General features: G+C 44.6%; 29 protein-coding genes. 17 read left to right on the top strand and 12 right to left on the bottom strand.

The window, feature by feature from the left end; all coding sequences use genetic code 11:
- Positions 1-28: 28 nt before the first annotated feature.
- The 3 genes from mazG to IDJ76_RS15495 form a co-directional block, all read right to left on the bottom strand.
- Positions 29-832 (bottom strand): nucleoside triphosphate pyrophosphohydrolase, encoded by an 804-nt coding sequence (gene mazG, locus IDJ76_RS15505; protein WP_191164257.1) that lies wholly within the window; start codon positions 830-832, stop codon positions 29-31.
- 107 nt (positions 833-939) lie between these two features.
- On the bottom strand, positions 940-1,638 hold the full coding sequence (gene mnmD / locus IDJ76_RS15500; protein WP_191164256.1) for a tRNA (5-methylaminomethyl-2-thiouridine)(34)-methyltransferase MnmD: 699 nt from the start codon (positions 1,636-1,638) through the stop codon (positions 940-942).
- A 79-nt stretch (positions 1,639-1,717) separates the two neighbouring features.
- On the bottom strand, positions 1,718-2,062 hold the full coding sequence (locus IDJ76_RS15495) for a hypothetical protein (protein ID WP_191164255.1): 345 nt from the start codon (positions 2,060-2,062) through the stop codon (positions 1,718-1,720).
- A gap of 146 nt (positions 2,063-2,208) precedes the next feature.
- Here IDJ76_RS15495 and IDJ76_RS15490 point away from each other — a divergent pair, with 146 nt between their 5' ends.
- The 4 genes from IDJ76_RS15490 to IDJ76_RS15475 all read left to right on the top strand — a co-directional run bounded on the left by IDJ76_RS15490 (position 2,209) and on the right by IDJ76_RS15475 (position 5,899).
- Positions 2,209-3,039, top strand: coding sequence for an N-acetylmuramoyl-L-alanine amidase family protein (locus IDJ76_RS15490; RefSeq protein ID WP_191164254.1), 831 nt, complete (start codon positions 2,209-2,211; stop codon positions 3,037-3,039).
- A 119-nt stretch (positions 3,040-3,158) separates the two neighbouring features.
- Positions 3,159-4,259 (top strand): Gfo/Idh/MocA family protein, encoded by a 1,101-nt coding sequence (locus IDJ76_RS15485; protein WP_191164253.1) that lies wholly within the window; start codon positions 3,159-3,161, stop codon positions 4,257-4,259.
- A 129-nt stretch (positions 4,260-4,388) separates the two neighbouring features.
- Positions 4,389-5,213: an alpha/beta fold hydrolase gene (locus IDJ76_RS15480; protein ID WP_191164252.1), complete on the top strand. Its 825-nt coding sequence runs from the start codon at positions 4,389-4,391 to the stop codon at positions 5,211-5,213.
- A gap of 110 nt (positions 5,214-5,323) precedes the next feature.
- Positions 5,324-5,899, top strand: a complete 576-nt coding sequence (locus tag IDJ76_RS15475) for a YceI family protein (protein WP_191164251.1) — start codon at positions 5,324-5,326, stop codon at positions 5,897-5,899.
- Between the two features lie 74 nt (positions 5,900-5,973).
- Here the strand turns inward: IDJ76_RS15475 and IDJ76_RS15470 are convergent, their stop codons facing one another.
- Entirely contained in the window at positions 5,974-6,432 is a 459-nt protein-coding gene (locus tag IDJ76_RS15470; RefSeq protein ID WP_191164250.1) for a DUF2147 domain-containing protein, read from the bottom strand.
- 270 nt (positions 6,433-6,702) lie between these two features.
- Between IDJ76_RS15470 and IDJ76_RS15465 the strand changes: the two genes are divergently transcribed.
- The 5 genes from IDJ76_RS15465 to IDJ76_RS15445 all read left to right on the top strand — a co-directional run bounded on the left by IDJ76_RS15465 (position 6,703) and on the right by IDJ76_RS15445 (position 12,169).
- Positions 6,703-9,099 carry a glycoside hydrolase family 3 N-terminal domain-containing protein gene (locus IDJ76_RS15465; protein WP_191164249.1) on the top strand — a complete coding sequence of 799 codons (2,397 nt, stop codon included), beginning with the start codon at positions 6,703-6,705 and terminating at the stop codon, positions 9,097-9,099.
- 96 nt (positions 9,100-9,195) lie between these two features.
- Positions 9,196-9,657, top strand: coding sequence for a DUF695 domain-containing protein (locus IDJ76_RS15460; protein WP_191164248.1), 462 nt, complete (start codon positions 9,196-9,198; stop codon positions 9,655-9,657).
- A gap of 32 nt (positions 9,658-9,689) precedes the next feature.
- Positions 9,690-10,151, top strand: a complete 462-nt coding sequence (locus IDJ76_RS15455; RefSeq protein ID WP_191164247.1) for a GNAT family N-acetyltransferase — start codon at positions 9,690-9,692, stop codon at positions 10,149-10,151.
- A gap of 140 nt (positions 10,152-10,291) precedes the next feature.
- Entirely contained in the window at positions 10,292-11,488 is a 1,197-nt protein-coding gene (locus IDJ76_RS15450; RefSeq protein WP_191164246.1) for an ROK family transcriptional regulator, read from the top strand.
- Between the two features lie 27 nt (positions 11,489-11,515).
- A complete protein-coding gene (locus tag IDJ76_RS15445) occupies positions 11,516-12,169 on the top strand; it encodes an NAD(P)-dependent oxidoreductase (RefSeq protein WP_191164245.1) in 654 nt (217 codons plus the stop codon).
- 98 nt (positions 12,170-12,267) lie between these two features.
- Here IDJ76_RS15445 and IDJ76_RS15440 read toward each other — a convergent pair whose 3' ends face one another.
- The 4 genes from IDJ76_RS15440 to IDJ76_RS15425 form a co-directional block, all read right to left on the bottom strand.
- On the bottom strand, positions 12,268-12,912 hold the full coding sequence (locus tag IDJ76_RS15440) for an HAD family hydrolase (protein WP_191164244.1): 645 nt from the start codon (positions 12,910-12,912) through the stop codon (positions 12,268-12,270).
- Positions 12,913-13,011: 99 nt separating this feature from the next.
- Positions 13,012-13,164: a hypothetical protein gene (locus IDJ76_RS15435; RefSeq protein WP_191164243.1), complete on the bottom strand. Its 153-nt coding sequence runs from the start codon at positions 13,162-13,164 to the stop codon at positions 13,012-13,014.
- Positions 13,165-13,258: 94 nt separating this feature from the next.
- Positions 13,259-13,489 carry a hypothetical protein gene (locus IDJ76_RS15430; RefSeq protein WP_191164242.1) on the bottom strand — a complete coding sequence of 77 codons (231 nt, stop codon included), beginning with the start codon at positions 13,487-13,489 and terminating at the stop codon, positions 13,259-13,261.
- Positions 13,490-13,553: 64 nt separating this feature from the next.
- Positions 13,554-14,027 carry a VOC family protein gene (locus tag IDJ76_RS15425; protein ID WP_191164241.1) on the bottom strand — a complete coding sequence of 158 codons (474 nt, stop codon included), beginning with the start codon at positions 14,025-14,027 and terminating at the stop codon, positions 13,554-13,556.
- Between the two features lie 129 nt (positions 14,028-14,156).
- Between IDJ76_RS15425 and IDJ76_RS15420 the strand changes: the two genes are divergently transcribed.
- The 3 genes from IDJ76_RS15420 to IDJ76_RS15410 all read left to right on the top strand — a co-directional run bounded on the left by IDJ76_RS15420 (position 14,157) and on the right by IDJ76_RS15410 (position 15,421).
- Positions 14,157-14,801 carry a Pr6Pr family membrane protein gene (locus IDJ76_RS15420; protein WP_191164240.1) on the top strand — a complete coding sequence of 215 codons (645 nt, stop codon included), beginning with the start codon at positions 14,157-14,159 and terminating at the stop codon, positions 14,799-14,801.
- A gap of 142 nt (positions 14,802-14,943) precedes the next feature.
- Complete coding sequence (locus IDJ76_RS15415; RefSeq protein WP_191164239.1) at positions 14,944-15,117, top strand: hypothetical protein; 174 nt, start codon at positions 14,944-14,946, stop codon at positions 15,115-15,117.
- A gap of 46 nt (positions 15,118-15,163) precedes the next feature.
- On the top strand, positions 15,164-15,421 hold the full coding sequence (locus tag IDJ76_RS15410) for a hypothetical protein (protein WP_191164238.1): 258 nt from the start codon (positions 15,164-15,166) through the stop codon (positions 15,419-15,421).
- 65 nt (positions 15,422-15,486) lie between these two features.
- Here IDJ76_RS15410 and IDJ76_RS15405 read toward each other — a convergent pair whose 3' ends face one another.
- Complete coding sequence (locus IDJ76_RS15405; protein WP_224746352.1) at positions 15,487-16,335, bottom strand: glycoside hydrolase family 16 protein; 849 nt, start codon at positions 16,333-16,335, stop codon at positions 15,487-15,489.
- Positions 16,336-16,441: 106 nt separating this feature from the next.
- Between IDJ76_RS15405 and IDJ76_RS15400 the strand changes: the two genes are divergently transcribed.
- Entirely contained in the window at positions 16,442-17,704 is a 1,263-nt protein-coding gene (locus tag IDJ76_RS15400) for a metallophosphoesterase (RefSeq protein ID WP_191164237.1), read from the top strand.
- 99 nt (positions 17,705-17,803) lie between these two features.
- Here the strand turns inward: IDJ76_RS15400 and IDJ76_RS15395 are convergent, their stop codons facing one another.
- The 3 genes from IDJ76_RS15395 to IDJ76_RS15385 all read right to left on the bottom strand — a co-directional run bounded on the left by IDJ76_RS15395 (position 17,804) and on the right by IDJ76_RS15385 (position 19,445).
- Positions 17,804-18,145 carry a hypothetical protein gene (locus IDJ76_RS15395; RefSeq protein ID WP_191164236.1) on the bottom strand — a complete coding sequence of 114 codons (342 nt, stop codon included), beginning with the start codon at positions 18,143-18,145 and terminating at the stop codon, positions 17,804-17,806.
- Positions 18,146-18,238: 93 nt separating this feature from the next.
- On the bottom strand, positions 18,239-18,532 hold the full coding sequence (locus tag IDJ76_RS15390) for a chaperone modulator CbpM (protein ID WP_191164235.1): 294 nt from the start codon (positions 18,530-18,532) through the stop codon (positions 18,239-18,241).
- A 16-nt stretch (positions 18,533-18,548) separates the two neighbouring features.
- On the bottom strand, positions 18,549-19,445 hold the full coding sequence (locus IDJ76_RS15385) for a DnaJ C-terminal domain-containing protein (RefSeq protein ID WP_191164234.1): 897 nt from the start codon (positions 19,443-19,445) through the stop codon (positions 18,549-18,551).
- Between the two features lie 110 nt (positions 19,446-19,555).
- Between IDJ76_RS15385 and IDJ76_RS15380 the strand changes: the two genes are divergently transcribed.
- From IDJ76_RS15380 to IDJ76_RS15365, 4 genes are all read left to right on the top strand, one after another.
- Positions 19,556-20,635 carry an acyltransferase gene (locus tag IDJ76_RS15380; protein WP_191164233.1) on the top strand — a complete coding sequence of 360 codons (1,080 nt, stop codon included), beginning with the start codon at positions 19,556-19,558 and terminating at the stop codon, positions 20,633-20,635.
- A 120-nt stretch (positions 20,636-20,755) separates the two neighbouring features.
- Positions 20,756-21,091, top strand: coding sequence for a cupin domain-containing protein (locus tag IDJ76_RS15375; protein WP_191164232.1), 336 nt, complete (start codon positions 20,756-20,758; stop codon positions 21,089-21,091).
- A 30-nt stretch (positions 21,092-21,121) separates the two neighbouring features.
- Positions 21,122-21,631 (top strand): GNAT family N-acetyltransferase, encoded by a 510-nt coding sequence (locus tag IDJ76_RS15370; RefSeq protein WP_191164231.1) that lies wholly within the window; start codon positions 21,122-21,124, stop codon positions 21,629-21,631.
- A 74-nt stretch (positions 21,632-21,705) separates the two neighbouring features.
- Entirely contained in the window at positions 21,706-22,065 is a 360-nt protein-coding gene (locus IDJ76_RS15365; protein ID WP_191164230.1) for a DUF1493 family protein, read from the top strand.
- Positions 22,066-22,078 lie beyond the last annotated feature (13 nt).

Genomic DNA, 22,078 nt, shown 5'->3' with positions numbered 1-22,078 from the left:
GGTAAACGCTACACTTCAAATAATATTTCTAAACTTTTTTGGCCTCGTTCCAAAATACATCCATTTCGGCAAGGGTCATATCCTGCAATTGTTTCCCATTCTCTGATGCCTTACCCTCCAGGTATTGAAACCGTTTAATGAATTTGCGATTGGTTTTCTCCAGTGCGTCCTCGGGGTTAATATTAATGAACCTTGCGTAGTTAATTAGCGAGAAAAGCAGGTCGCCAAATTCGCCTTCCGCTTTTTCGCGGTCAATATCAGCTTCGTTAACGTGGTTAAATTCATCTTTAAATTCCTGAAGTTCCTCTTCAACCTTGGCCCAAACCTGGTCCTTGTTATCCCAGTCAAAACCCACGCCGCGGGCCTTCTCTTGTATGCGCGATGCCTTAACCAAGGCCGGGAGTGATGCCGGTACACCACCTAAAACAGATTTGTTGCCCTCTTTGAGTTTGATCTGTTCCCAGTTGCGCTTTACATCTTCTTCGTTGGCCACGATGGTATCGCTGTAAATATGCGGGTGCCTGTTGATGAGCTTATCGCAAATGCCATTGAGCACACCAGTGATATTAAAATCGTCAGTTTCTGAAGCGATACGCGAGTAAAATACCAGGTGCAGCATAATATCGCCCAGTTCCTTTTTTATTTCGTCCATATCGCCACTCAGGATAGCGTCAGATAGTTCGTACGTTTCTTCAATGGTTAAATGGCGGAGGCTCTCGAGCGTTTGCTTTTTATCCCAGGGGCAATTGATCCGCAGGTCGTCCATAATGGTTAATAACCTTTCGAAAGCGGCAGAGGGGGTATGAGCGGTAATTGGTGCTGTTATTGGCATACCGCAAAGATAGTTATCGGTTTGCGGTTTGCGGTAAACGGTTGGTGGTTATTATTGGCGGCTTGTAAAAGGACTGGGCAAAAATTTGCTTGCAAACCATCTTTCAGCTACAGTGAAAGTGCCCGTAGCATTTCTCTTTTACCCGGTGCGCCGGGGGCTTTTTGCACCTTTAACCCCAAAGCTTTTATGGTGCGCTTAAGGTTGCCGGTAATGGCATAGGTTACAAAAACACCGCCGGGCTTTAAAAATTTAAGGGTGTGGGTAATCGCCGCTTCATCCCACATTTCGGGTTGGTGGGCTGATGCAAAGGCATCAAAATAGATCACATCAAACAACTGCTCGCTTCTAAAATCGGCCAGTTTGCGGGCGGCTATCTTAAGGTGGCAATAAGGATTAACCTCCACTATGCTAAGCAGCGATTGGCGGTAACTGTTTAAAAAGCTATGCCAGATGCCGTTAGGTACATACCGTTCATAACCGGTTTTACCAATCATATCGGCTGTTAGGGGGTATGCCTCGATGCCCGCGTAGTTAAGTTGCAGCTGTTGATTGGTACAGTAAGCTGCGCTGAGCAAAAAGTTAAGCCCGGTTCCAAAACCAATCTCTAATATCGATACAGATGGCAGCGGGTCGCTGCTGTGTCCTAAAAAATATTGCAATCCTTGTTCTACAAATACATGCTGGCTTTCTTGCAATGCGCCGTTGCGAGAATGGTAATTTTCACCTACATGAGCATTGTAAATGGTGTTGGATCCATCGGCGGTGGTTACTATCTGTAAATGGCCGGGCGTTTCGTCGGGCTGCATATTAAAAACTAAATTGAGGCCGAATTTATGCAAAATCTAACCGCTTAAAAATAATTACATAGTTCAATTCAGCCGGAGATCAGGCTACTTGAGCCAACAGACGGTTTAAGCGGCTGCAATATTCAGGTAACGCAATCTCGCCCTTGTCATATCCTTCAACCAGCTCGTCTATTTGTTTAGCTACTTTCATTCGTACCTGGCTGTTTTCAACAGATACCGAATTTGATTTTATGGCGGTTAATTTATGTACAGCTGCTTTTTGCATAAACAACGGCTGCACATCTTTAGTCCCCGTCATCATGATCTGCATTTTGCGCCTTTGCAGTTTATCGAATTTTAATATCAGGAATACGATGATCGAACCAATCACTAAAAATGAAAAAGTGGTTAGCAAAGATGATGAAGTAATAGTAAGCGTTTCCATGTTAAAATAGTCTTAGTACTTTATTATGTAGACGTTTACGTGCCTGCGTACGCTTAGGTTACGCTGATTTTTCTTTAAAGAAGAAAAAATTATCAACATGCTTTTTTTGTTTAGCGGTTTTTAAACAATCCGTATACCTTTGCGCTATGCTAACAAAGCACTTCAGAAATTCTATCGGGTTAACGGGCAGTATGTTTGCCGTTTTTATCTTAACCATTTGTTCGGCACAGGCCCAGGGTAAAAAAGAAAAAATAAATAGCGATCAGCCTGAAAGTAATTTTAGGTTTAAAACTATTGTGATTGATCCTGGTCATGGCGGCAAGGACCCCGGTGCGCATGGCAGCTACTCCAATGAAAAGTCTGTGGCGTTAAGCATCGGCAAAAAACTGAAGGCGGCTATCAATAACGAAATAGCCGGTGTAAATGTGATTATGACGCGCGGCACCGATAAATTTATTGAACTGCACCGCCGCGCAGATATAGCTAATGAGAACAAGGCTAACCTGTTCATCTCCATCCACTGCAACTCTACGCCCGAACGGACGGGCACGCGCAAAGGTTCGTTACTATTGGTTTATGGTTTTCACCGCAAGGAGGAACAGATGGAAGCCCTGCGCGAAAATGCCTCGATCTTTATAGAAAAAGACTACCGTAAAAAGTACAACGGTTATGGCGATGATGCCGCCGTGAATGCTATTGTACTGGCAGCCTTTCAGCAGCGTTACCGCAAGCAAAGTGTGCAATTTGGCGATCTGTTGAACAAGGAATTTAAGAACAACGACCGCCGTAGCGCGGGTGTTAAGGAGCAAGGCGTGTTGGTTTTACAGCAAAGCGGGATGCCGGGCCTCCTCATTGAAACGGGCTTTATCAACAACCCTGATGATGAACGCTACCTCAATTCTGATGAAGGGCAGGACGTTATCGTTAGATCGATAATGAAGGCTATCAAAAAATATCGTGATAGCCTGAACCAATAAGGGAGCTCAAAATCTTAGCTTAATAGCTTCCGCTAAATAGGAGGGACTGTTAACACCATAGTGATATTTTTTAATGATATGGATTTTATTAACTTTAATAAAATCTACACATCGTTATTATGAAATCATCTATCAACACCAACCGCCGGGATTTTATACGCACAGGATCGTTAAGTGCCGCTGTACTATTACTCAGTTCAAAACTGTCTGCCTTAGCGGTACCCGGTAAAAAGCTGGGGGTAGCCCTGGTTGGTTTGGGTGGTTACAGTAGTGGACAGTTAGCCCCTGCATTGCAGCATACCAATAATTGTTACTTGGCAGGTATCGTAACCGGTACACCGGCAAAGGCCACAGAGTGGGCGCATAAGTACAATATTGCCCCGAAAAACATTTATAACTACCAGAACTTTGATGCGATTGCCGGGAATAAGGATATCGATATTGTGTATGTAGTGTTGCCGGTATCTATGCATAAGGAATATACTATCCGCGCGGCGCGGGCTGGTAAGCATGTGATTTGCGAAAAACCTATGGCCCTTAATGCCGCCGATTGCCGGGAGATGATCGCGGCCTGTAAAAAGGCCAACCGCCTGCTTTCTATCGGGTACCGCCTGCACTTTGAACCGCACACACAAGAGGTGATGCGACTTGGGCAGAAACATGTTTTCGGTAAGGTTACTAAAATTGACACAGGTAATGGCTTTGTTTATAATGGCGACCCCAACGCCTGGCGGTTAAAAAAGGCACTGTCTGGCGGTGGCGGGCTGATGGATATGGGTATTTATGCTATCCAGGGATCGCGCTATACATTAGGGCAGGAGCCTGTTGCAGTTAAGGCCACCCAGCAGAAAACCCGCCCGGATTTTTTTAAAGAGGTAGATGAAACCATATTTTGGGAGTTGAAATTCCCCGGCGGTGCTAAGGTTACAGGTAAGTCAAGCTATAACGATAATTGGGGATATTTAAATGTGGAGGCCGAAAAAGGCAAATTTGCGCTTGAGCCGGCCTATGGCTACGGCGGATTGGATGGGACTATAAACGGTAAGCCAATGAAAATTCCAAATATTATACAGCAAGCTGCGCAGATGGATGATTTTGCCATCTGTGTTAAGCTGAATAAACAAAGCCGCGTACCCGGCGAAGAAGGTTTAAAAGACATGAAGGTTGTTGACGCCATTTACAGGAGTTTGGATAGCGGTAAGTGGGAAAGCGTCGGATAAAAAACCGGATTATGCGTATAGGGGCTGTTTTGAATGTTTGTCCCCATTTAGTACCCATGCTGATTGTTGGTAAACGCAATTATGTCGCAATACTTAAGGTCAAATTGATATATTTACCACTCACAATTTATGCCTGAACTTTATATGCGTTTAAGACGGTTAGTTTTGTTAATGATAGTGCCGCACTTATTGCAGCTATTTGGGTGCAAGCCCAAATCTATCTATGGCAATAACCCCGCTGTTGGTAAATACTATGATATCAACGGCATCAAACTTTACGTAGAACAATATGGTAAGGGGCAGCCTCTACTGATGCTGCATGGTAACGGCGGCGATATGAGCGCCTTCACAGAAAATGTGCCTTATTTTGCCAAACGCTACCACGTGATATTGGTGGATAGCCGGGCGCAGGGAAAGTCCACAGATACCAGCCCAACCCTTACCTATGAGCAAATGGCCGACGATTTTGCCACCTTGCTTGATACCCTCAAACTACCTAAAGCATACGTAATAGGCTGGAGCGACGGCGGCATCAATAGTATTGTAATGGCGATGCGGCACCCGGATAAGGTGATCAAATTTGCATCAACCGGTGCCAACCTCTGGCCCGATTCGACCGCTATCGAACCTGCCGATTGGAAGCGGGAGTTTGAGTATTATAACCGGCACAGAAACCGGATCTGGACTACCGATGCCGCTAAAAACCAATGGAAGATTTTTATGCTGGATTGGGCAGAACCTAACATCAAATTAACCGATATTCAAAAGATAAACGTACCGGCAATGATCATAGCGGGCGATCATGACGTGATCAACGATGCGCATACCCGATTGATCCAAAAGAATATCCCCAATTCGAAACTATGGATAGTTAAAAACTCCGGTCACGGTACCCTTATAGAACACGCTGCTGAATTTAACAAGCAAGTAGACGCCTTCTTTCAGGAAAAATAGTATTTGTCATTTCTTTCTAAAATAAAGATGTTTAAACATCTTTTATGTTTGTTATGTGATCCCTTTATATATCTTTGAGCATAAATTATTAAACACTTAGATTTAAACACATGAAAAAGATTTTCTCAGTAGCTGCAGTAGCATTATTTATGCAAACAGCCGTTTTTGCACAAACAACTTACAAGGTTGATAAGGCACACTCACGCGTTACATTCACCATTACCCACTTAGCGGTAAGCGATGTTGACGGTGTTTTTAAAGATTTTGATGCTACTATGGTTGCTGAAAAAGCTGACCTGACCGATGCTAAAGTTAATTTTACAGCTAATACAGCTTCTGTTAATACAGATAATGATAAACGTGACGGCCACTTGAAAAGCGAAGACTTTTTTGATGCGGCTAAATACCCAACATTGGCTTTCGTTAGCACAGGCATTAAGCCGGCAGGCGCAGGTAAATTTAAATTAGCGGGTAACTTAACGTTACACGGTGTTACTAAACCTGTTGTTTTTGACATGCTTGCCCGTACAGGTGTAAACCCAATGAGCAAACAACCTGTTACCGGCCTTAAAGTAACCGGTACAATCAAACGTTCTGACTTTGGTTTTGGAAGCAAATACGGTTCTCCGATGTTGAGCGACGAGGTTACAATCGCTGCTAACGGCGAATTTGCGAAAACTAACTAAGCTTTAATTATCATAAAATTAAAAAGCGGTTCCCGGCTTAACGCCGGAACCGCTTTTTTTATGCTGAAAAGTTTTTAAATGCGTACGAAAGTCATGGTTTTGCCGATAAACTTAAAGTGCCAGTAGCCCTTTACCTTTAGCTTACCGTCTTTATCGATATAGGCCGATGAATTCCAGTGACGGCCGTTTTTGGCATCGTAAATAACGCCGTCTTCCCATGAATTGCTATTAGGTGAATAAGTTAATTTTTCCAGCACGTTCATACCTAATATCTTGCGTTCGCGCAACGTGGGGTCGGGATTTTTGATATCTTTCCATTCATCCATTTTTTTGGTGTCGCCTTTATCGCTGAACCAAATAATTTTTGCCCTGAATTCATCGTCGGCCTTGTAAACCTGTACGGTAAGGTTTTTTTCTTCGGTTTGCCATTTTCCGCATATCACATCCGCTGCAACCATAGTGTTGGTTGGCTTATCTGCATGGCTGGTAAAAAGCAGTAACGAAATAAAGCTTAACAGAAATTGGTGACTCATAAAAATTATAGCTTGCCTGTTAGTATATCGGTTACAATCTTAATGCCAATTTATGACTTAGTAATTACAAAAGCAATAGCCTGCACACATTTGGTTTATAGCTATTTGCTATGCTGTAAGATTTGTAAATATTGCACCTTTTTATTTAACTACATCAATTAAACCAGGGTGCATTCGCAAACGTTGTCGTATTCAAAAGTAGTCTGGCCTGTATGTATCACTGGTTTCTGATATATTTGAAAAGTAAACCTCCTATACAAACCTCTCTTTATGAAGAAATTTACGTTGTTATTGCCCTTGCTTGTGGTGAGCGTTACCGCTTCGGCACAAAAAACAAACATATACCATAAGGGTTGGGTAGATTTTAACAAAAATGGCCGTATGGACGTTTTTGAAGATCCTAAACAAACAACTGATAAGCGCGTTGCCGACTTGCTGAGCCAGATGACAGTTGACGAGAAAACCTGCCAGATGGCAACCCTTTACGGATACAAGCGTGTGCTTAAAGATGAGATGCCGACCGACCGCTGGAAAACTGAGGTTTGGAAAGATGGGATAGCCAATATAGACGAGGAGCTCAACAACCTTACCTCGCATACGGACGACGCCCCCACCCAATATTCCTTCCCGTACAGCAAGCATGCCTCGGCTATCAACACCATTCAAAAGTGGTTTGTTGAGGAAACCCGCATGGGTATCCCGGTTGATTTTACAAACGAGGGTATCCATGGGTTAAATCATGATCGTGCCACCCCTTTGCCCGCGCCGATAGGCATCGGTAGTACCTGGGATAAACAATTGGTACGCCGCGCGGGCCAAACCGTTGGCCGCGAGGCTAAAGCCCTCGGTTACACTAACGTGTATGCCCCCATATTAGACCCCGCCCGTGACCAACGCTGGGGCCGCGTAGTGGAATGCTACGGCGAAAACCCCTTTCTGATAGCGGAGATGGGCAAACAGATGGTATTAGGCATCCAGGAAGAGGGGGTTGCATCAACCCTTAAACATTATGCTGTATACAGTATCCCCAAGGGGGGCCGTGACGGCAGCGCCCGTACCGACCCGCATGTGGCTCCGCGCGAAATGCACCAGGTTTACCTGTACCCGTTTCGCCGGGTGATTCAAGAGGCGCACCCAATGGGCGTAATGAGCAGCTATAACGATTATGATGGTGTGCCTGTAACAGGCAGTTACTACTTTTTAACGCAACTGCTGCGCCAGCAATTCGGTTTTGACGGGTATGTGGTAAGCGATAGTGAGGCGGTGGAATACATTTATTCTAAACACAAGGTAGCCGCCGATTATAAAGACGCCGTACGCCAGGCAGTAGAGGCCGGATTAAATGTGCGCACCAACTTTACCCCGCCGCAAACTTTTATATTACCGTTGCGTGAGCTGATCAAAGAGAACAGGATCAGCATGAAAACTATCGACGCGAGGGTGGGCGATGTGCTTAGGGTAAAGTTCAGGTTAGGGCTGTTTGATTACCCTTATGTAAAGGACCCAAAAGCGGCTGATAAAGTAGTGCATACCAAAGCCGACGCCGCCATGAGCCTGCAGATGAACCGCGAGAGTATGGTGTTGTTAAAGAATGAGAACAACCTGCTGCCGTTAGATGTGAAAAAATACCCCCGTATTTTGGTAACCGGCCCGCTGGCTGCCGAAACCAATTACACTATTAGCCGCTACGGCCCGTCGCATAATAAAATGACGAGTGTGTTAGACGGGATAAAAAACTATATGGACGGTAAAGGCCTGGTGATATATACCAAAGGCTGTGATATTGTTGATGCCACCTGGCCCGAAAGCGAGATCATCGAAACTCCCCTAACCGATGCCGAGCAACGGGAGATCGACAACACCATTGAGCGTGCAAAGGAATCTGACGTGATCATAGCCGTGGTAGGCGAGGATGTGGATAGGGTGGGAGAGAGCCTGAGCCGCACCGGCCTTAACCTGCCCGGCCGCCAGTTAAAGCTGATTCAGGCCCTGCAGGCCACGGGTAAACCGGTTGTTATGGTCATGATAAACGGCCAGCCGCTAACTATCAACTGGGAAAATAAGTATGTGCCTGCCATTTTAGAGGCTTGGTTTCCGAGTGTGCAAAGCGGCCAGGTAATTGCCGAAACCCTTTTTGGTGATAATAACCCCGGCGGTAAATTGCCTATTACCTTCCCTAAAACTACCGGGCAAATTGAGTTTAACTTTCCGTTTAAACCAAACTCACAGGCCGGCCAAAGTGGCCCTAACAGCTGGGGTAAAACAAGCATAAATGGCGCACTGTATCCGTTTGGCTACGGCTTGAGTTATACTCAATTCGAATACAGTAATTTAATGGTATCGCCCGAAAAAGGTAACTCGCAGGGCGATGTTACCGTAACGGTTGATGTTACCAATACCGGCCAGCGCAAAGGCGACGATGTGGTGCAGCTTTATCTGAAAGATGATGTCAGCACGGTTACCACTTATGAATATGACCTGCGCGGTTTTGAACGCATAACCCTCAACCCCGGCGAAAAGAAAACCGTAAGGTTTACCCTGCACCCGGACGACCTGGCCTTGCTGGATAAAAACATGAACTGGACGGTTGAGCCTGGCACCTTCCAGGTATGGATAGGCCAGTCGTCAGAAGATATTAAGCTGAAAAAGACTTTTACCGTGGAGTAGGGGTTTGGAGCTAAAAGTATAAAGTTATAAGTAAAGCGTGGATGGCTTGTCTGTAATACTGCCGTAACCTTTCCTATTTAAAACTGTTACGATAATATGGCTGATAAATTAAAATTAGACAATAGCTGGTTAGGAGGCGACGGTATGGACAAAACCGGTACCACTGTAATGGTGCGCTACCGGCCAAACCTGCAAGGTTTTATCGATTCCAGCAAATACCAAACCCGTATCGATCTGGACTGGCTATATGATGATACCGGCGACGGGGCTTATATGCCATCGAGCGGCGAGCAAACCGGGATGGAAGAACTGGAAGAAGCCCTTGGCTTTACCTTTGCCGACGACAACCAGAGTATCTTGGTATTTGTTTATACCAGCCAGGGTACCCGCCGGTGGGTTTGGTACACGCAGGATAGCCACGAGGCAGAGCAGCGTATGCAAGAAGTAATTAACACCTTTACCGATTTTGATATCAGCATAACCCATAAGGAAGACCCGGAATGGAAAGAATATTTTGGCTTGATTGAAAGATATGAAGATAATTCCACGGTTCAATAACTGTTTTTCGGTGCTTTAAACCCAGTTAATTTATGAAAAATATAAAGATCCGCCCGGCCGAAATAAAGGATCTGGACACCCTGCGTCAGTTTGAGCAAGGGGTGGTTACTGCCGAGCGGTCATTCGATCCGACTATCAGGCCCGATAATGTGACCTACTACGATATTGAGGACTTGATCGTTGACCCGCATATTCAGCTCCTGGTTGCCGAATTGGACGGCGAAGTGATTGGCAGCGGGTATGCACGCATCGAAAATTCCAAACCCGAACTGCGCCACCGGCAGCATGCCTATCTGGGCTTTATGTACGTATTGCAACAATACCGCGGAAAAGGCGTAAATGGATTAATATTATCGGCACTAAAAAACTGGGCCGCAGCCAACGGTATTAGTGAGTTACGCCTTGAAGTTTACAATGCCAACGAGAGCGCCATTACGGCGTATGAAAAATTTGGTTTCGGAAGTCACATGCTGGTTATGCGAATGGGGTTATGAAAGCACATCACGCAATACAAGCGAAATTTAACCTTGTGGCCAGTGTATAGTAAACACTGATGTTGTACTTTGCAGCATTATTTTTAATTTTAACAAATAATTGATGCCCTAAAAATTCTACCGGGCATAAAATATTCTTAATGGAACTAAAAAGTAATAATGTTAAGGGCAGCTGGTTAAAAAACATGATCGTTAAGCGGCTGTACTTTGATAAAGCGATGTCATGTGCCGAGTTAAGCGAACTTTTCGATAAAAGCATCCCATCTATCGCTAAGGCAGTTAACGAACTTATAAAGGAAGGTTTTGTAGTTGAGCAGGGGTACGCACCATCAAGCGGTGGCAGGCGTCCCTTAATGTACGCTATCAACGCGCGCGCCATGTTTATTTTGGCCGTAGCGATGGATCAGTTGTCGGCACGCATTCAACTGGTTGATCTGCATAATAAGCCGGTGGCCGACCTGGCTACAGTGGAGTTGAAACTGGCCGATAACGAAAGTGCATTGCCTCAATTGATAAGCCATCTAAACACCTATGTTGAAGATAGCGGTATTGATAAAGGCAAAATAGCGGGTATTGGTATAGGAATGCCCGGCTTTATCAACGCAGCTGAAGGTATTAACTATACTTATATGGATGCCGATGGCCAAAGCCTGAGTGAATATATTACCAGGGCAACAGGCATTAATTCCTACATTGATAACGACAGTAGTTTGATAGCCCTTGCCGAGCAAAAATTTGGTATTGCCCGCTCGCAGCAGGAGGTGATGGTAATTAATATTGGCTGGGGTATAGGCTTGGGTATGATCATCGACGGGAAAATCTTTCGCGGGTACAACGGTTTTGCAGGCGAGTTGAGCCACATCCCATTGTCTGAAGACGGGGATTTATGTGAATGCGGAAAACGTGGTTGCCTGGAGGCAGAGGCATCTCTGCTGGTAGTGGCCAAAAAAGCCGAAGAGGGCATTAAACAAGGCCGGGTAACCAGCCTGAAACCGCATAACGGACAATCGAAATTAATGGGTGATTCGCTGATGGATGCTGCCAACCAGGGCGACCAGTTTGCACTCGAACTACTTTCAGACGCGGGTTACAAAATAGGTAAAGCGCTGGCCATCCTGATCCATATCATGAACCCGGCCAACATTGTACTGAGCGGCCGGGGTGCTAAAGTGGGCAAGATATTGCTTGCGCCCATACAGCAGGCCCTGCATAAATATTGCATCCCCCGCCTATCATCGGGTACCGAGTTATTAATATCCTCTTTAGGTTTTGATGCCGAGCTTATTGGCGCGGCGGTATTGGTGATGGAGAATTTTGATAAGGAAATGAAAGGGTAATTGCTTTAATTTTTTAAATATCAATAAATGAACGTATTGCTTTTAGGGGGCACGGGGCGCACCGGGAAGCTGATAGTAAAGCAACTGTTAGATCAGGGGCATACTGTTCATTTGATAGTAAGGGATAAGGCTAAAGTCAATATCGCACATGCCTCGCTTACTGTTTTTGAGGGATTGACATTAGATGACAACCTCCTTAAAGAAGCTTTACATGGCTGCCAGGCTGTAGTTAGCGCGTTAAACATCTCCCGTAAAAGCGAATTTCCGTGGTCGGCATTGCGTACACCCAAAACGCTGATGTCGGATACGATCAGTAAAATAATTGCCATAGCACCTCAATTTGATCTCAGGCGGGTAATTGTATTATCTGCGTGGGGTACGAGCGATACGCGAAAGGATATCCCCTTGTGGTTTAAGTGGCTGATAGAGAACAGTAACATCAAGTATGGCTACATGGATCATGAACGCCAGGAACATCTCTTAATGCAGTCTGGCCTGCAGTGGACGGCGATCAGGCCGGCAGCGCTAATCAATTCTGCAGCAAAAAAACCAGTTGTAGTTAGTTTAAGTAACAATCAAAAACTCTCGCTTTTAATAAGCCGTGCTGCCGTGGCTAATTTTACGGTAGATATACTGGAACAGGGTAAATTTATTTGTGAAGCACCGGCCATATCCTGGTAAAAACGGTGTTGCTTGCGGGTAAAGCGACAATTGGTGTTTACGTATCAAAAAAGCTGTTGAGTTACACGCCACAGGCGTGCGCCAGTATTGCTATTTCCTTATAGAATAATCGTCAGATCGGCAAAGTTATCAATTGTAGCCACCTGTCCGCTTTCAACAACGCCAAACCCGTAGGATGCGAAGATGAACGGTACACCTGCTTTGGCAGCCGCTTCATAATCGCCCATGGTATCGCCAACATACACCGGGGCCTTAAGGTTATGGTCGTTCACAATATCCTTAATATTATCGGCCTTAGGGTTGCCCTTGGTACCAAAACACTGGTGCGCCAAAAAATGCGGGTGCATCTGGTTCAGATCTAAAAACAGTTCGATATAACCGCTCTGGCAATTGCTTACAATGTATAATTTGTATTTTTTGCCCAGGTAGTTGAGGGTTTCTTTCAAAAGGGGGTAAAGTGTACCGCCTTGCTTATGTAGAATTTCCAGTTCGCTTACCGAGCAGAGCTGTTTAACCTCGGCACGTTGCGCATCATTTAAAAACGGGAAAAGTGTTTCAAAGATCTTATCATAGGTCATCCCAGTGATGGAACGCACACGTTCGCTAGTCATTACTTCATCCTTCATGTAAGGGGCCTGATTTAAGGCCGCCTGCCATGCACTCGTTATGGTGTCGGTGCTGTCCCAAAGGGTGCCGTCCAGATCAAAAATTATACTGTCGTATTTATCGTGTAAACTATCCATTGCTGCGTATTGTGGCGCAAAAGTAAACGTTTATTTGGAAGGAGGGGAACGATGGATAAAAATTGATCCTTGATTCGCAATATCCGCTTAATTAATGTTTTAGTAAACAAGAGCCTGCCCAAAGGCGAACAGTACCGCAAAGAACGGTACGGCCAGTACGGCAAATACCCTTGCTTGTGCTACTTTGTCCGAGTCGCCTTTAACAAATACATGATAAAGGTCGTTTTTTATTTTAGTGGTTATCGCTTTCATAGTAAACAGATTGATGATTGTATTTCTGTTTATTCTGACAGGGATAAAAGCGGAAAGTTTAAAATAGTAAGGTGATTTTTTGCGGGATTTTGCATCAAACGCTTTTCATCATCTGCAAATCAGGTTCGGTATCGTATAGCTTGGTGTTATGGATATTCCAATCTTCAATATCTATCAGGCCGGGCTTTGTCTGGTAATGGGTATCATCTGCAGGGCATTTAACCACATAACCACTCAGGCCTGCCAACACAATAATAGGCCTGCTGCCGCAGGTTTTGCAAGCCTTGCAGTAGATGGATTCAGGAATATTAACGTAGCCCCGCATACCGTTATATACGAGGGTTTATTCCGCTGGGTTGTATAAATTAAAAAATATTTGTTCTAAGAAATTATTTCGCGTCGTTCACCTCAATCAGGTACCCGTCGGGATCTTTAAAGTACACCTGGTTAACGCCATCCACACGGCGTTCTACTTTACCGGTTTCGCCTTTCCAGTTGCTGTATTCGACTTTCATATCGTTAAGGTGGTCAATAAATTTAGTTACTGATGGTACGCTAAAGCACAAATGCACACCACGCGGGTAATCGGCTTTCGGGCAGTCACCCTGTATCACGTGCATCGCCAGATTTGGCCCGATTTTGTACCAGGTATGAACGGTATCTTTAAACGGGTTAGGCATTATCTTGAGTTGCAGTACGGTGGTGTAAAATTGGTTACTCAACTTTAAATTTTGCGAGCATAAAGCCGCATGATTAAAGGTTGCCTGGGCATTACCAAATAGAGGGGCGCAAAAAATTGCTGTCGCGATAATGCCTTTAGCAAGGTTGGCCTTAACTAAGGCTGCTTTTTTCAAAAATGTCATAAATGCTTGTTATATTGATGTTATAAATATACAGTTTGCAAAAGAACGAAGCCATTTTTAGAAAACTATTTATTGCAAAGGTGCCGTTTAGCAGCAGGAGATGGATATATTTATTGCTTTTTAGAGTATATGGGCAGGCCTTACATTAAAACATACAGAGTTTGCGCAGGCATTATTGGATTGCTGGCATTGCTTGGTGTAGCGCTACAGTTTTGTACGGCCATCCCTGCATTCCTGGCAAACGGTCGTACACTTGCCGGATCACTTGTTGAGTTTTTTAGCTTTTTTACTATTCAAAGCAACCTGTTGGTGGCCATTTCGCTTTTTATAACGTCGGTTACCCCAATCAGGAAGAACCAATTTTTTAACCAGCCATCGGTTGTTACCGCTATAACCGTTTACATCAGCATTGTTAGCCTGGTTTATAATTTGTTATTAAGCCAGCTGGCTAACTATAAAGGTATGGCTAAACTTGGCGATGAGTTAGTGCACCTTATTGTTCCGGTATTAGTTATTGTATACTGGCTTACGGCTGTGTTAAAAGACAAAATAACCTGGAAAGATACTATTAGATGGCTGTGGTACCCGGCCGCCTACCTTGTTTATATATTTATCCGGGGCGCACTAAGTGGCTTTTATCCTTACTTTTTTTTAGATGCAGCTAAGTTTGGTTACCCTAAAGTTTTAGTGAATATTGTGGTGCTGATGCTGGTATTTTTTTGCTTTAGTATATTTTACGTAGCTATTGCCCGATTTATAAGCCGTACCTCTTAAGCGTTATAACGCAAATCGTCTATTTCCGCTGATCTTGCTATTTGTAACAAGTTAGTTATACGCCCTGTTGCGGACTAAACTTTGTGTGGCTGCTGTAGTTTAATATAAAAGCAACAGAGATAAACACACTAAAAATATTACCATGAAAAACGACTTGAAAAAATTAGCATTGCTCCTGTTATTCGGAGCAGTAGCCTTAGGGGGATGCGCGATTGAGAACCGTGGCCACCGCAGATATGACAGGGATGACCATGGCCGCTATGACAGAGGCCGCGATCGTAACCATTACAACGACCATCACTACAATAATTACTAAATACAATAAACAATCAAACCATTAACAATTTATAATAATAATAACCATGAAGTATCTAAAAGTATTAGCCGTAGCCATTATCACCATGTTTGCCGTTGAAGGCGCACAGGCACAAGTAGTAGTAAAAGCACGTATTGGCGCACCAGCGCAGCGCGTTTATCCGGCACGCCGTACAGTTGTGGTAAACAGGCCGGTTTATCGCCGCCCGTACCGCCGTAATGTAGTGGTAACCCGCAGGGCTTATCGCCGTCCGGTTTATCACCGTCCTGCACGCCGCACTGTAGTAGTGCGCCGCCGCTACTAAGTATAAAATTAAAATCAGTTATAGTTAGTTAAAAAAGAGCCTTTCAGCATAAGCTGAAGGGCTCTTTATTTGGTTACCAATACCCAGTCTACAATAGTGCGGGCCTTACCCGTTTTGATCTTATCCAAAGATTGCTGTGAAAGGCCGTAATAGGGCTTGTTTAACTTGTTAACAGAATTGGGGTAACCACCGCCGATAGCGAAGTTTAAGATCAGGAATTTAGGGTTATCAAATGCCCAGCGACCGTATTTTTCGGCCATTGCTTTAGTCATCGTATAAGTTATGCGGTCGTCAACCTTAAAGGTTAAACTGGCAGGTGTCCAGTCTACGCTGTAAATGTGCCATTGGGTCACGTCGGTGCCTTTAGCGAAAGTATCGCGTTTGGCAAACGGTGTGTTACCAAAATAACCGGGCCCGTGTACTGCGTTACTGATCCATAAGCCGTCGCCCACAGTTTCCATTACATCAATTTCGCCGCAATCGGGCCATTTGCCCTTGCCTAACGCCCAAAATGCAGGCCATAAACCTGCGCCATCGTCCATTTTCATGCGTACAGATGCCGTGCCGTAGGTAAACATCATCTTATCCTCGGTGTTTATCCTGCCCGATATAAAATCATACTTGCGGCCCTCCTTACTGGTATGCCCAGGATTGTATATGGGCTGTATAACAAGTGCGCCGTTCTTTGCACCTTCGGCTTTACCTTTGATCAGGTAAACTGTAGCTGCTGAATCTACATACGCCTGTTGCTCGTCATTATAGGTGTTCCCGGTTATCTCGATGTTCCATTTGCTGCGGTCGAGCGTTTTCTGGTTAAAGTCTTCAAAAAACACGATCTCTTTTTTGGTTTTCTGGGCTATTGCGCCGCCCATTAAAAACAGCAGGGCCGATAGCGTAAGCAGTTGGTTTTTCATCAATGAATAATTGGTGCACTAAAAATAGGCAATAGATTTTACAGCGCCTGCTTTTTTACATCACAATTACCTTAGCTTTTGTATTTTGCGGCAAAAAACAGCAACTATGCATGGTAACGGTTTATTTAAGGTTTTCTTTATCATAGCAGCTATAACGTTGCTGATGGACTGGTACGTTTTTAACGGTTTACGCACGCTGACAAATGATTGGCAATCAAAACCTGCAAAGGTTGCTGTTGTATGGGGCTTCCTAATTATCTCGGTTGGGGTAACAATCGTTTTTTTATTGGGGATGACCAGTTTTCGATCGGCAAAGGGGATGACCCCTTTTCACGAGTGGATGCTGAGCTTATTCTTAACCTTTTTTGTAACCAAGCTGATTTTTATCATCATACTTTCCTTGGGGGATCTGGGCCGGTTTATTTATGGAATTGCCAATAAAGCAAGCGGCCACCGAACAAATGGCGAACCGTACTTTGCGCCGCGCCGCAAGTTTATCAGCGAGATAGCCATACTCATCGCTGCGATTCCCTTTAGCGGGGCGCTCTATGCTATGATTCGTGGTAAATACGACTATAAAGTACACCGCCATACAATATATTTCGACGAATTGCCAGAAGCTTTTAACGGTTTTACCATTACTCAGTTATCTGATATCCATTCTGGTAGTTTTGATAATGTGAACGCCATGCAGCGCGGCATAGACCTGGCTAAAGCTCAAAAAAGCGACCTGTTTGTTTTTACAGGCGACCTGGTGAATAATGCTGCTTGGGAGATTGAACAATATATTGACCGGTTTAGCCAGATCAAGGCACCCTTTGGTCAGTTTTCTATATTAGGTAACCATGATTATGGTGATTATATTGAATGGGACAGCCTTGCAGACAAAGTGGCGAACCTGGAAAAGCTAAAACGACACCACGCCGAATTAGGCTATAGGTTATTATTGGATGAGCATGTTAACCTGGAAAAGAACGGGCAAAAGATTGCACTCATCGGCATACAAAACTGGGGTCGCGGTTTTGTACAAATAGGCGATCTGGATAAGGCGATGCAGGGTATAGACCAAGATGCCTTTAAGGTACTGCTATCACACGACCCTACTCACTGGGAAGAGCAGGTACGTTTTAACCCAACAGATATTCACTTAACACTATCCGGCCACACTCACGGTGCGCAGTTTGGTATAGAAGCAGCAGGCATCCGCTGGAGCCCTGTTAAATACCGCTACCTGGACTGGGCGGGTTTAGTTAAGGAAAAGAACCGCCACCTGTATGTGAACCGCGGCTTTGGCTTCCTGGCATTTTCAGGCCGTTTGGGCATCTGGCCCGAAATTACAGTGATTACGCTGAAGAAAAAGATAGCATAGCTGAGCAAAAATCAGGTTGTTTTAGAGAACATTGTTAGGTACAAAAAAACCCTTCAGCGCGAGCTGAAGGGTTTTTGAATATATGCTGATCCAATAATTTTAGTGCCTGCCGCGACCGTGGCCAAATCCACCGCGACCATGCTCGAAACCACGGCCCCTGAAAGCCGGGCGATAGCCGCCACCACGATAATATGCCGGGCGACCGTAATAGGCCCTACGGTAGCCGTAACCGCCTTTGTAAACTACAGTGCGGGGGTAATATGCAGGCTGATTATAATAAACCGGCTGCGGGTAATAAACCGGTTCCGGCTGATAAACTACGCGACGGTAGGGGTATGGGTCGCCAATATGGATGCCCACACCTACACGCACCTGTGCGCTTGCAAACTGAGCGGAGATAGTCAAAACGAGTGCTATTATTGAAAATTTAATCAGTTTCATGGTAAATGATTTTTAGTTAAACTTTGTTTCTTTTGTAGGTATGACACATATTTTGTGCCATGGTTTAAAAAAAACTTACCATTCACCTCTATATTAGCCCTCGTACAAACTTAATTTGCTGCGTAAATAGCTCACTTCCTGTTGCATATCATCTAATTTTTGCAGTAAATTATTTATGGTAGCAACGCCCGGTTCGTTTATATCCAGTTCGTTATGCAAGCGTACCAAACGCTCTAATTTCTGTATCTCGTCAATAGGGATGCAGTTAGTTTGGTTTATAGCTGTTACCGTAACCAGGCCGGCATCGGCCAGGTAATCAACAAAAGTGTACTCCACATTATGGAACACACAAAAATCACTGACGGATATTACGTTCTCTGTTCTCATAGCGTTAAGTTTAGTTTTATGATTTGGCTAATTCTTCAAATAATTCCTTTTGCTTATCGGTAAGGCTGGTAGGGATCTGGATGGTGTAGGTAAGATACAAGTCGCCCAGCTGGTCATCCTTTTTATATTTGGGCACGCCTTTGCCTTTTAGCTTAACCTTAGTATTGGTTTGTGTGCCGGGTGCAACCTTCAACTTAACTTTGCCGGTCAAGGTATCGGCGGTGATCTCGCCGCCTAAAACTGCAGTATAAAGATCAAGGCTAATGTTTTTATACAGATCGCTGCCCACCCGTTTAAATTCCGGGTCTTCGGGTATCGAAAACTCTAAATACAAGTCGCCGGCCGGTGCACCATTACCGCCTGCGCCGCCATGCCCGGCAATTTTAATGGTTTGCCCGTTCTCGATCCCTGCCGGGATGGTTAGCCGGATATTTTTACCATTAACGGTAATGGTTTGCTTTTTTGATTCCATCACATCACGCAGGTTTAGCTGTAACTGGGCATTCATGTCCTGCCCGCGGTATTTTTGCTGCCTGCCACTGCCCGCCGGGCCGCCGCCAAACATCGAGGTGAAGAATTCGGAGAAATCGCCGCCGCCTCCAAAACCACCGCCACCAAAGCCCTGTTGACCGCCGCCGTAGCTGCGTTGCTGGCTTTGCTGCCGGGCTTGTTGCTCATAGGCTTCGCTATGCTGCCAATTCTCGCCGTACTTATCATATTTTTTGCGTTTTTCTGGGTCGCTTAAAACCTCGTTGGCTTCGTTAGCCTCTTTGAAAAGCTTTTCAGCTTCGGGGTTGTTGGGGTTAAGGTCGGGGTGGTGTTTGCGCGCCGTTTTACGATACGCGTTCTTGATATCTTTTTCGGAGGCGCTTTTGTCGACGCCTAAAATCTTATAGTAATCTATAAATGCCATGTCAGTATAGGGATGTCTGTGTGTAAAACGACGAAGCCGAAGCTAAGTTTTAATTTCGATATAAAATTACCTGTCAATTATTAAATTAGCTTCCCAATTATTTACAACAAATGCCCAACAGCAATACAACGTTTAAACCCAGCCCCACGGCGTACCTTAACGTACTACGGATCTTTGCCTGCTTAATGGTACTTGCCGTACACTCCGGCGAGTTCTTTTACATTGGCGCGAGTAATGCCATCGTTCGCGAAAATCACGTATGGGTGAATAACTACGGCAGCTTTATGCGGGCGTGTGTGCCACTGTTTGTGATGATATCTGGCTACTTGTTGCTGCCGATAAAGGAAGAGCCCAACGTGTTCTATAAAAAACGTTTCAGCCGCATATTGATCCCGTTCCTCATCTGGTCATGTATGTATGCCATAGTGCCTTACCTGTTGGGTAATAATACCCTGTCACAATTATGGCATAACCTGTACATCATCCCCCTGAGTTTTAGTGATAATGCGGGCCATCTGTGGTTTTTGTATATGCTTATTGGCATTTATCTGTTTATTCCCGTGATCTCGCCATGGGTGCAATCGGCATCCAAGCAATTCAAGCAATTTTTCTTGTTGTTGTGGATAATTACCCTGTTCATCCCCTACATCAAAACTATACAGCCCGATCTTTGGGGCGAAGTATTCTGGAATAAATTCCCTGCAGGATACTATTTCTCCGGTTATATTGGTTACCTGGTTTTAGGGCATTATCTTAAAGCATACGTCAAGTTATCTAAGGCAGCAGCCTTAAGCATCGGTTTAGCGATGGTGATTACCGGGTATGCAATTACGCACATGGTTTTTGACCATCAGTTGCCTTTCGCCAAAAGCCTCCCGGAATTGGAACTATCGTGGGCGTTCCCTACGATAAATGTTGCCCTGATGGCTATCGGTTTGTTCCTGATGTTCAGCCTGATTAGTTTTAAAAGCGCGGTAACGGAAAGCTTGATAGCCAAAGTATCTGGCCTTACCTATGGCATGTATCTGGCGCATATCCTTGTACTTAATCAACTGTTCCCAATCATTAATAATTGGCTGCACGATGTAGTGCTGGTGATCCCGGTATTAGCTATCTGCACATTTTTAGTAACTTATGTATTGATCAAATTATTATCATACCTGCCGGGCAGTAAGTATATTGTTGGATAAGCTACTTGTTTTAATGGGTTTATTGTTCTGGTGATACTTTGACGCAGGACTAACGCCAATATGCCATAGTTTTGATTGGGGCTGATATTTGGTTAATTTTAAATCCTCAAACACGCACCTATGGATACTACCATCTTCCAATATTTTAAAGATATTCAAACCAAAGAGATAGCCCCGGGCTATTTTTCTAAATTGATTCATACGGCTAATAATACCATTAATTTTATCGAGGTAAAAGCGGGGTGCGTGTCGCCATATCATACCCACGTGCACGAACAGCTGGCGTTTATTATCGAAGGGCAATTTGAACTGACGATTAACGGTGTACCTCAGATATTAGATGCAGGATTGTTTGCGGTGATCCCGCCTAACGTACCGCATGGCGGCAAAGCCATTACCGACTGTAAACTGATTGATGTTTTTAGCCCGGTACGGGAAGACTTGAAAGCGCTTTAATTTTTTGCCCGATATTTTTAGATTTGCCGCATGGCTATAACAACTGCTACCCTTACCGATGTACCCGAATTGGTTGTTTTGATAAACGGTGCCTATCGTGGCGAAGGCTCCAAAAAAGGCTGGACAACGGAGGCGAACCTGATAGACGGGCAACGTATTGACGAGCAAAGCCTGACCGCCCAAATGGGTGACCCTAAGGCGGTGATTTTGAAGAATACTGATGAAGATGGTTACATAACCGGATGCGTTTACCTGCTTAAACGCCCGGACAAACTATACCTGGGCATGCTCACGGTATCGCCATTACTGCAGGCTAATGGCCTGGGAAGAAAATTACTTCAGGCAGCCGAAGACTATGCCCGCAGCATTGATTGCCATACCATCACCATGACGGTTATTACCACACGTTTAGAATTGCTGAACTGGTATGAACGCCGCGGCTACCAAAAAACCGGCGAAGTTATCCCGTTGATCATCCCCGAAACGTTCGGCATTTTGAGGCAGCCTGTAGAAATGTACAAACTGGACAAAGAGGTTTAACCTTTGCGCGAATAAATGTGAATTAATCAACCGATCAATGCAACGCAGTTAATAAAAATGTGTCTGTTGGTTGTATGGATCAGCTCGACCCCCGTTTAAAAACCTTTATTATTGATTATTGCAGCAAATATAAAGTGCATGGCATCAATCCTAACGAGCTGCATACCAATACCAGTATTGACCTTGACCTGGATATTGTAGCTATTGAGATAGACCTTTTCTTGGCCGAGTTTGCCGAGCAATTTAATATAGATAGTTCTAAGTTTAGCTGGTACAGGTACGGTTATCCAAAAGGATCAGCACGGGTGCGTATCATTAAAATGCTATTTAACTATGACCGCAAGTGGGTAAAAGTATTGGCGGGGTGTTGTTATAAGCCCAAATTTAAAGCGCAGGTTTTACAGGAGGCTTTGCAAACCGGTAAGTTGGTGTAATGGTTACTATTCG

It is taken from the genome of Mucilaginibacter glaciei (assembly GCF_014773245.1).
Lineage (GTDB): Bacteria > Bacteroidota > Bacteroidia > Sphingobacteriales > Sphingobacteriaceae > Mucilaginibacter > Mucilaginibacter glaciei.
The sequence above is the reverse complement of the archived record's forward strand: the minus strand, read 5'-3'. Positions and strand labels throughout refer to the sequence as shown.